We start from the raw sequence: 528 nt of genomic DNA, 5'->3' as shown, positions 1-528 counted from the left end.
GGCTTCCTGGCCAACGGCATCCGTCGCAACAAGATCGAGAAGATCAGATGTCTTATCGATACAGAGCCAAGGCCCGTTCGGACGACCGGCGAAGACGAGCACGCCGATGCGTCCGAGCGAGACCCGCGCAAGACATGCCTGAACTGCGGTGGCGCGATGATCGTCATTGAAACCTTCACCCGCGGCCAAACCCCGAGATCGCGCGCACCGCCATGGGAGGACGCCGCATGATCCATCCGTCACACCCGGCCCTGCGATCTCGAGGCGTCGGGTCCTTCAGTGCGGCCATCCCACTGAAACCTCCACTGCAACGGGCCCAGAGCGGCGAAACAAGGCACGAGAGACGCAATCGGTCTGCAGAAATCGACGGGCTGACCTTCCCAGACGAAAAAGGCCGCGAAGATCGACGCATCGACTGCCCAAGACCTGAGCAACAATCCCCATAACACTGAAACCCGCCCGCGCTTTCCTCCTTGTCAGGTTTATCGCCGCTGAATGGCGCGCATCCAGCAGCCACAAACCTTAGAC

At 61.0% G+C, this 528-nt stretch carries 1 pseudogene; it reads left to right on the top strand.

Going from position 1 to position 528, the window contains the following annotated elements:
- Nucleotides 1–231, top strand: a pseudogene (locus tag V8324_RS22580) (IS91 family transposase); the annotation flags it as partial.
- Between the last annotated feature and the right edge of the window lie 297 nt (nucleotides 232–528).

The sequence above is a fragment of the Roseovarius sp. D22-M7 genome, assembly GCF_037083785.1.
In the GTDB taxonomy this organism is placed as follows: Bacteria; Pseudomonadota; Alphaproteobacteria; order Rhodobacterales; family Rhodobacteraceae; genus Roseovarius.
The sequence above is the reverse complement of the archived record's forward strand: the minus strand, read 5'-3'. Positions and strand labels throughout refer to the sequence as shown.